Annotated in this window: 9 protein-coding genes and 1 pseudogene; all 10 read right to left on the reverse strand. The window is 58.6% G+C overall.

Going from position 1 to position 7526, the window contains the following annotated elements; genetic code table 11:
* Positions 1–45 precede the first annotated feature (45 nt).
* Positions 46–879 (reverse strand): shikimate dehydrogenase, encoded by an 834-nt coding sequence (gene aroE, locus VSR82_RS31065; RefSeq protein ID WP_429455711.1) that lies wholly within the window; start codon positions 877–879, stop codon positions 46–48.
* Positions 879–2099, reverse strand: coding sequence for a CaiB/BaiF CoA transferase family protein (locus tag VSR82_RS31070; protein ID WP_368581740.1), 1221 nt, complete (start codon positions 2097–2099; stop codon positions 879–881). The genes aroE and VSR82_RS31070 overlap by 1 nt, the downstream gene beginning before the upstream one ends.
* Positions 2099–2560, reverse strand: coding sequence for a MaoC family dehydratase (locus tag VSR82_RS31075; RefSeq protein WP_176120311.1), 462 nt, complete (start codon positions 2558–2560; stop codon positions 2099–2101). Before VSR82_RS31075 ends, VSR82_RS31070 begins: the two co-directional genes overlap by 1 nt.
* Before the next feature lie 3 nt (positions 2561–2563).
* Positions 2564–2956 carry a VOC family protein gene (locus VSR82_RS31080; protein ID WP_368581739.1) on the reverse strand — a complete coding sequence of 131 codons (393 nt, stop codon included), beginning with the start codon at positions 2954–2956 and terminating at the stop codon, positions 2564–2566.
* Positions 2953–3903, reverse strand: a complete 951-nt coding sequence (locus tag VSR82_RS31085) for a ketopantoate reductase family protein (RefSeq protein WP_429455713.1) — start codon at positions 3901–3903, stop codon at positions 2953–2955. The genes VSR82_RS31080 and VSR82_RS31085 overlap by 4 nt, the downstream gene beginning before the upstream one ends.
* A 99-nt stretch (positions 3904–4002) precedes the next feature.
* Positions 4003–4323 carry a DUF4148 domain-containing protein gene (locus tag VSR82_RS31090; RefSeq protein WP_429455714.1) on the reverse strand — a complete coding sequence of 107 codons (321 nt, stop codon included), beginning with the start codon at positions 4321–4323 and terminating at the stop codon, positions 4003–4005.
* 131 nt (positions 4324–4454) lie between these two features.
* Positions 4455–5210, reverse strand: coding sequence for a hypothetical protein (locus VSR82_RS31095; RefSeq protein WP_429455715.1), 756 nt, complete (start codon positions 5208–5210; stop codon positions 4455–4457).
* 376 nt (positions 5211–5586) lie between these two features.
* A complete protein-coding gene (locus VSR82_RS31100) occupies positions 5587–5847 on the reverse strand; it encodes a hypothetical protein (RefSeq protein ID WP_429455716.1) in 261 nt (86 codons plus the stop codon).
* A gap of 426 nt (positions 5848–6273) precedes the next feature.
* Positions 6274–6804: a hypothetical protein gene (locus VSR82_RS31105; protein WP_498858315.1), complete on the reverse strand. Its 531-nt coding sequence runs from the start codon at positions 6802–6804 to the stop codon at positions 6274–6276.
* A 6-nt stretch (positions 6805–6810) separates the two neighbouring features.
* Positions 6811–7526: pseudogene (locus VSR82_RS31110) on the reverse strand (muramidase); the annotation flags it as partial.

A 7526-nucleotide genomic window follows, 5' to 3' on the forward strand; every position in this document is an offset into this window, starting at 1 on the left:
CATGAATGGACGTCCGTACCGTGGGCCTCCTCGCCCCCATATGCGTCAAATGAGCGGAACGGTCAGGCGGTCGATGATCGCTTGCGTCTGCGGTCGAACGCCGCGCCACCACTCGAACGCCTCCGCAGCCTGCTCGACGAGCATGCCGACGCCGTCGGCGATGCCCTGCACGCCCGCATTTCGCGCGAGCCGCAGGAACGGCGTGAGTCCCTTTCCATACGCGAGTTCGTACGCGGTTCCCGCTGGACTGAACACCTCCGGGGGAACGGCGGGCAACTGACCGGTCAGGCTCGCCGATGTCGCGTTCACGACGAGGTCGAACTGCCCCATCCCATCGAGTTCCCGGTAGCCGCATGCGATCAATGGGCGGCTGCTCGCGACTTGCGCGACCAGCGCCTCGGCCTTGCGCACATCGCGATTCACGACGACCAGTTGCGCCGGACGCGCCGCGATAAACGGCAGCAACGCGCCACGCACCGCTCCACCCGCACCCAGCACGAGCACGCGCTTGCCCGCCATCGGCTGAGCGAGGTTCACTTCGATATCGCGCACGAGACCGACGCCGTCGAAGTTCTCGGCAATGATCCGGTCGTTTTCGAACTTCAGCGCGTTCACGGCGCCCGCGAGCGCGGCCCGTTCGCTGCGCTCGTCGGCAATCGCGAACGCTTGCAGCTTGAATGGTGCGGTGACGTTCATGCCTCTGCCGCCCGCGGCGATGAACGTCTTGACGGTCTCGGCGAAAGCGTCGGCGGGCTCGATCGGACCTTCGATCGCCGAGTAGCTGATGTCCTGTCCGGTCTCCTGCGCAAACAGACCGTGGATCAGCGGAGATTTCGTGTGGCCGATCGGATTGCCGATCACCGCGTATCGGTCGCTCATCACGCGCTCCTCTTCGAAAACAGCACGCCCTGGGTCTGCATCGCGTCGATTTCTGCGGCGCTGAATCCGAGCGACTGCGCGACTTCCGCGTTGTGCTGCCCCAGGTCCGGGCCGACTTCGCGGATAGACGTATCGCAGTCGGAGAAGCGGAACGGCAGGTTAGGCAGGCGCAGCTTTCCGAAGCGCGGATGGTCCTGCTCGATCACCATGCCACGCGCGACGATCTGCGGATCGTTGAGCACTTCATCGATGCGCTGCACTTTTGCGCAAGGCACGTCGACGCCATCGAGCAGCGCCAGCACGTCGGCGACCGGGCGCGCCGCAACCCATGGCTTCACGACCGCGAGAATTTCTTCGCGATGGGCGTTGCGTCCGTTCAGACGGTGGAACCTCGCATCGGTTCCGAAGCCGGCCGGACCGCCGTGCTGTTCGACGAGCGAAGCAAACCGCTTCCACGCATCGTCGACCTGCGCGGCGATCACCAGATCGCCATCGGCCGCGCGGAACACGCCGTACAGTGTCGACGTCGGCATGTCGTGCCCCGTCTGCTCGGGCAGCACGCCTTGCATCGTGTAGCACTGCACCGCGTACTCGTGCATCGACACCAACGTGTCGTACAACGCCATGTCGATGTGCTGGCCGCGACCGCTCTTCACGCGGCCGAGCAAGGCGGCGTTGATCGCGGCGACCGCGTGAATGCCCGTGTACATATCGCCGAGCGAGATGCGCATCAGCGGCGGCGGTTCACCCGGATTGCCGATCATCTGCATGATGCCGCTCTTCGCCTCGGCGATCAGACCGAAGCCCGCGCGATGCGCGTCGGGTCCGGTGTGACCGTACGCCGAAATCGAGCAGTAAACGAGACCCGGATTGCGCTCGGACAGCGCGGCATAGCCGAGGCCCAGCTTGTCGAGCGCACCGGGCCGGTAGTTTTCGATGAACACATCGGCCGAATCGCACAGGCGTTGCATGAACTCCTTGCCGCGCGGATCTTTCATGTCGACGCTGACGCCGCGCTTGCCCATGTTCAGTTGCAGGAAATAGGCGCTTTGCTGGTCGTCGAGGATGGTCGCGTGCTGCCGGCCGGCATCGCCGCTGCCGGGACGCTCCACCTTGATCACTTCGGCGCCGAGCGCCGCGAGGCAGCGGCCCACGTACGGACCGGCAAGAAAGTGGCTGTAGTCGACGACGCGAATACCTTCGAGGGGGCGGGCTTGCATCAGTTCGCTCCCGGACGGCGCGGCACCATCAGGCGATGTTCGCCGCGCTGGACGACCTGGCCGTCCTGATTGATCAGTTCGGACGGCAGCACCACGATGCCCCAGTCCGGACGGCTGTTGCTCGCGCGCATATTGCCGACGCGGAACTTGACGTGAAGCACGTCGTTGACCTTGATCGGCAGCAGGAAATCCCACGTCCAGCCGAGCGACATGCCGGGCAGAAAGCGATAGTCGCTCTGCGTCTTCAGCCCATCCGCGATCGACAGGCCGAACAGCCCGTGCGCGACGATCGAACCGAAGTGGCTCGCGTTCGCATATTCCTCGTCGACATGCACGGGCGTGTGATCGCCGGTCAGATCGGCGTAAGCGAGAATGCGTTCTTTCGTGACGGTATAGGTCGGGCTCACGCACTCGTCGCCCTCGTTCGCGTCGTCCCAGTACTTTTCGATGATCGTGCTCATGCTTTACGCCTCCGCGCGTGGATTGATCGCCAGCGCCTGCGCAACGCACGTGGCGGGTTTGGCCTGAATCAGTTCGACTGCGAGTCCATCCGGCAGACGCAGCCAGTTGCGCCCCTGCGGCATTTCACTGACGCCGAACGCTTGCGCCGCGTCGAGCGACGCCTCGAGGTCCTCGCACATCACGCCGAGATGCGCGAGCCGGCCCTCGGGACCTTCGTAGCGCGGATCACTGATGAACTGCAGTCCGCCGAGCGTCCAGTACTGACGCGGCTCGTCGCGCGTGCCATCCACCTCGCGCATGGTCATGCCGAAGACTTCTTCGAAAAAGCGGATATGCCAGTGAATATCCGTCACCCAGATGGCGACGTGCTCCAGATAGGCTTTCGCGCCGCTCATGCCGTCGCTCCTTCTCGCTGACGGTCCGTCAACGCGCGCTCGATGCCCTTGATGCACGCGACGAGCGTCGAATTGACCGGCGTCGGCACGCCGAGGCGCTCGCCCCAGCGCACGACCGCTCCGTTGATGAAGTCGATTTCCGTGATCGAGCCTTTTTCGAGGCTCTGCAGCATCGAGGTCTTGAACGCGGGCGAGAGTCCTTCGGCCGCGAGCGTCCAGGCTTGTTCCGCTTTCGTCATCGAAAGATGGATGCCGGCGGCCTTCGCGGCTGCCATCGCTTCTTCGATCGCCGCCAACGCGGTAGCTTTCAGAACGGGCTCTTCGTACAGTTGCCCATACGTCAGACCGGTGATGCCGGTGATCGCGCCCGTCGCGACGTTGATCAGCAACTTGTCCCACATGGTGCCGAGGATGTTGTCGCTGATCGTGGTCGTCAGACCCGCGCTGTTGAACGCGTCGGCGATGGCGCGGACCCGGTCGGTGACCCGGCCATCGAGTTCGCCGACGATCGTCAGCTTTCCGTTCACGCCCGACTGGATGTGCCCCGGCGCCTTCAGCACGCCGCCCACATAGGTCTTGCCCGCCAGCACGCGCTCCCGGCCGACGATTTCGCTGAGCACGTCTTCATGGCCGAGGCCGTTTTGCAGCGACAACACGAGCGTGTCGGGTCCGACGAGATCGAGCGCGCCGCGCATTGCCGAATCGGTGTGGAAGGACTTGACCAGCACGATGACGAGGTCCACCGGCCCGACTTCGGCGGGGTTCATCGTCGCACAAACTTTTACGCGGCGGGAGCCGTTGGCATCGTCGACTAGCAGGCCGTCGCGGCGCATGGCCTCGACGTGCGCCGCGAAGCGGTCGACCAGCCACGTCTGATGGCCGCCTTCAGTCAGCGCGGAGCCGATCGCGCAACCCAACGCGCCGGCTCCCAGGAATGCGATCTTCATAGATGTCTCCGTGATATGGAGACGAAGATACGATTCCGACCTCATGCTGGCAATGCAATGGATGCAATAACGTCATTGCCGATTTTAATATCGAGGCTATCAATGCGTGCCCACCATTTGCCCGCTCTGTCCCGAGCTCATCGCCGCGGCGCTTTCCGCTCGGTGCATCGCGGCCACCTTCGCTTCCGCTGCCTGAATATCGGCGGGATACGAACCATCATCGCCCATCGACGGGTTGTATCCCGCCGCTTCCAGTTCCTCGAGTTCGTGCATGACCTCCGCACGCGTGAGTTGATGAGGCTGGGGCTCCGACACAGTTTGCGCCTCCGCGCTTGCGGAACTCGCCATCAACATCGCACCGGCGATCATGAGGCTCAGTAACGGGGAAACCGCGTATTGATTCAACGAATCGGATTTCATGATGTACTCCTTTTGACCTGAGGATGTATTCGCGCATCTGCATTCACTTCGGACCGTCTCGTCAGATCGTGAGTGTTACGCGATGCACATCCGGTAGACGGAGTTTTCTCGTTGGATATTCCCGGTCTTTTCTAAATAGAACTACCACGCAATCTCCGACGTTCGATCCCATTGCGCAATTGACCTGCGACGAACGCGCCGACGATCAGAGACAGATACAAGGCCACGAGATCGTGACGCCATGCGTTCAATGCAAGCTGATGCGCAATCAGTTTCGGATCGGGAGTTGGAAGGACCGCCCGCTTCGCTTCGACCGCTCGCATCATCCGGACAAAGCCTGCGGCGGACAGCAATGGCAGCACGATGACCCATGTCAACAGCACGGGCTTCATGCGAAGCGCCCAACGCATGTGACGCAAGCGAAACCATAGTCCGAGGCATCCGTGTATCCATCCCGGCGCGAGCAGCGCAAGCTGCAAACCCTGCGTACCGGTCGTCAGCAACTGGATCACGACACGCTCGTAGTCCGGTTCGAAGCCATAGAGCGTGGACGCGAGCCGGGTCGTCACAGCATGACGGATCAGCAGCAGCGGCAGGCTGAGTCCTGCCCACAGACGCACCCATTCCGCCAGAGGCAATGCCCAGTGACGGCGGGCATAAATCGTTCGCATCGCCAGCACGAAATGCAGCGCGGCCGCTCCGTATAACGCGATCGTTCCAGGCGCGCTGCGCCAGAGCCGCAGCGCCAGAACCAGACCGCGTCCGGCCAGTTCGAGCGACCAGATTCCGAGCGCGTGATTGAGCAGATGGAGAAAGAGATAGACCAGCAACACCACGCCGGAGCCGAGTTGCAATCCCCGCAAAGCGGCCTGCGTCCGCAACGTCATGCGAACGTCCCGCTGGTGTCGTGCGTCACGTGCGGGGCAAACGCCGCATCGTCGATCATGTTCATTTGATCACCCATCCGATGTCAGTCTTACCTGCAAGACCATCGAGATGCGGTGCTTATTCCCGATTCGACTCACGTCGCATCATCGGTTCGAGCGAGTACGACACGCTGGCGTGCCGGCGATGACAATTCGGCTCGTGTTGCACGAGTAGCGACTACACTGGAAGTCTTAGTTCGGCTGTCGGTCGTGCCACGCTTGGAATAACTGAATCAACCTTTCGACGCGCTGTCGGGTTCAATCTGAGATGTGTCCCGCAAAATGAGTTCTGTCGGTAGCGCTCACGGTCCCCACATTGGTGTCCAATCAAACATCATCACCCGATGAGAACCTTCCAAAATTTCAAATCATCCGATGTAGCGATCATCTTCACATAGCCCCCTTTAATTAAATATCGCTTAACCGTTGTCGTAGATGGCGTGAAATACAAATAGGCCTTGTCGACGACCACTTGACGTTGACCTTGGTGTGTGTTGATCTGTGTCCGATTGAGCGTCACCGAGTAAGGCCCATAGAAAAAATCACCAAGCGGATTTTTCTTAATTTTCCAGGTCAACTGTCCATCAAAGGAAGTCAAGTCCGCCACACCTCCCTTGGCACCGAAAAATGAGTCGAAGTGGATCTCAGCGTGTTGGCCATCTTTGCTTACGTGTGTCCCTCGAGGTTATCGATTCCGACTGCGCTGCAGTCGATCCGGTTCCGGACTGAGTTATAAAACAATATGATCCTATGACAGTGCCATCTGCTGCCTCCGTTCGTTTGATCTTGAAAGTCGAGTACGGCTTGCTCGAGCCAGCGATGTGCTCGATGAATTCCCAATCACCGGAAAAGTTGTACCCTTCGGCCCGTGAGCGGAGGATAAAGCGAGCACCCATCCCAGCACTATCAAAACGGGGAATTTTTCATTTATATTTTCACGCGCAAGCAATCGCCACCCTGTTCGACCATCCTTTAATATTTCCAATCCGGTTTTGATCGTTGACTATGAGCTCGGTGTGGACCATTAATTCATATATTCAGTTTGAAATCCTGAAAATTTATGTCCATCGAAATAGAAACAAAAATGGCCGTTTGTAGTCGATCGATAAACCAAAATAGAGCCATCAACGCATATCTTGTTGCCGCCCGCGGAGAAAGTCAGCTTTGGATTTTTCAAGATCTTTGAATTTATCATATTAACCTTCCCAGCGTAGTAATCGAATGGCATCGGATATGCGATCCCACTTTCCGCATCGATTACAACAACACTATCGCCGTAGTATTCCGAAGGGCGCCACTCTTTTATGTTTAACAGGATGTAGTGACCATTAAAATTTGCCGTCCGCCTTTCAATTGCATCTTTCATTTCCGAAACATGCCTCTCGTCACAAAAATCGATAGGAGAGTACATATATGAGCAATCGTTATGAGAATAAGCGATTTCCACATGACTAAATGGGTGATTGGCCGTGACAGCCAAGGACTTCGCATGACAAGTTACAGCGGTCGCGCCACATGTAGCGATCAACAAAATACAATGAAAGGTATTTTTCATGTTATATCAACGTGATTGAGAGATTTCAGCGAGAGTGCTTCTAAGCCTATTGGTGGAAGGCATATACGCGTGGTTATTCGCTCCCTCATAGTAGGAGAGCGAGCCATCAGAGATTCTTCCGTCTTTTATTCGACAGCCAGCGGGGGCCGCGATGGATGCCCATTCTTTAGATGCCGCATATTGAGCGTCATCTAAAGTTCCAACGCCCTGCCCGATGAACTTTGCCAAAACACCTCCGCCAGCATGAAAAATCAGGAAGTCACTGAACATTCTCTCTTGCGCATCCTCGTCATATTTCTCATCTCCCGTTAGACCCAGCCTGGCCTTTCCTTCTCGGAGAGTCGGAATGATCGTCTGGTACTTGCCCGTTGTATAAAATCGAGCAGGGTTCATGTACGAGAAATGCTCTGTCGCCAGTATTTCGTTTATTGTTTTCCCGGTAACGGTCCCCTTTGGCTTTGTCATATACGAATGGCCTACTGCGCCATGAACGCCGTTTGTTCCAGTGTTGTACGACTCATATCCACCTTCTCCCCCAGAAATGATGTCGCCAATTTTTCGAATCAACTCCGTTAACCTTCGTTCCGATGTAAGGAAATTCCCCACCAGCCCGATCGGATTGATGTGATACACATCCGATCCGGGGAAGCCAGGGACGCCCGCCGCCACCTCGTCCCACCACACCAGCTTCGCGATGCGCTTCTTCTCCTCTTCATGCTCAG

Origin of the sequence: Burkholderia sp. JPY481 (assembly GCF_038900515.1) — a bacterium.
In the GTDB taxonomy this organism is placed as follows: Bacteria; Pseudomonadota; Gammaproteobacteria; order Burkholderiales; family Burkholderiaceae; genus Paraburkholderia; species Paraburkholderia youngii.

What these genes read in the sequence shown, in the direction of transcription:
- aroE (WP_429455711.1), bottom strand. Translation starts at nt 879, where the DNA reads ATGAGCGACCGATACGCGGTGATCGGCAATCCGATCGGCCACACGAAA.
- VSR82_RS31070 (WP_368581740.1), bottom strand. Translation starts at nt 2,099, where the DNA reads ATGCAAGCCCGCCCCCTCGAAGGTATTCGCGTCGTCGACTACAGCCAC.
- VSR82_RS31075 (WP_176120311.1), bottom strand. Translation starts at nt 2,560, where the DNA reads ATGAGCACGATCATCGAAAAGTACTGGGACGACGCGAACGAGGGCGAC.
- VSR82_RS31080 (WP_368581739.1), bottom strand. Translation starts at nt 2,956, where the DNA reads ATGAGCGGCGCGAAAGCCTATCTGGAGCACGTCGCCATCTGGGTGACG.
- VSR82_RS31085 (WP_429455713.1), bottom strand. Translation starts at nt 3,903, where the DNA reads ATGAAGATCGCATTCCTGGGAGCCGGCGCGTTGGGTTGCGCGATCGGC.
- VSR82_RS31090 (WP_429455714.1), bottom strand. Translation starts at nt 4,323, where the DNA reads ATGAAATCCGATTCGTTGAATCAATACGCGGTTTCCCCGTTACTGAGC.
- VSR82_RS31095 (WP_429455715.1), bottom strand. Translation starts at nt 5,210, where the DNA reads ATGACGTTGCGGACGCAGGCCGCTTTGCGGGGATTGCAACTCGGCTCC.
- VSR82_RS31105 (WP_498858315.1), bottom strand. Translation starts at nt 6,804, where the DNA reads ATGAAAAATACCTTTCATTGTATTTTGTTGATCGCTACATGTGGCGCG.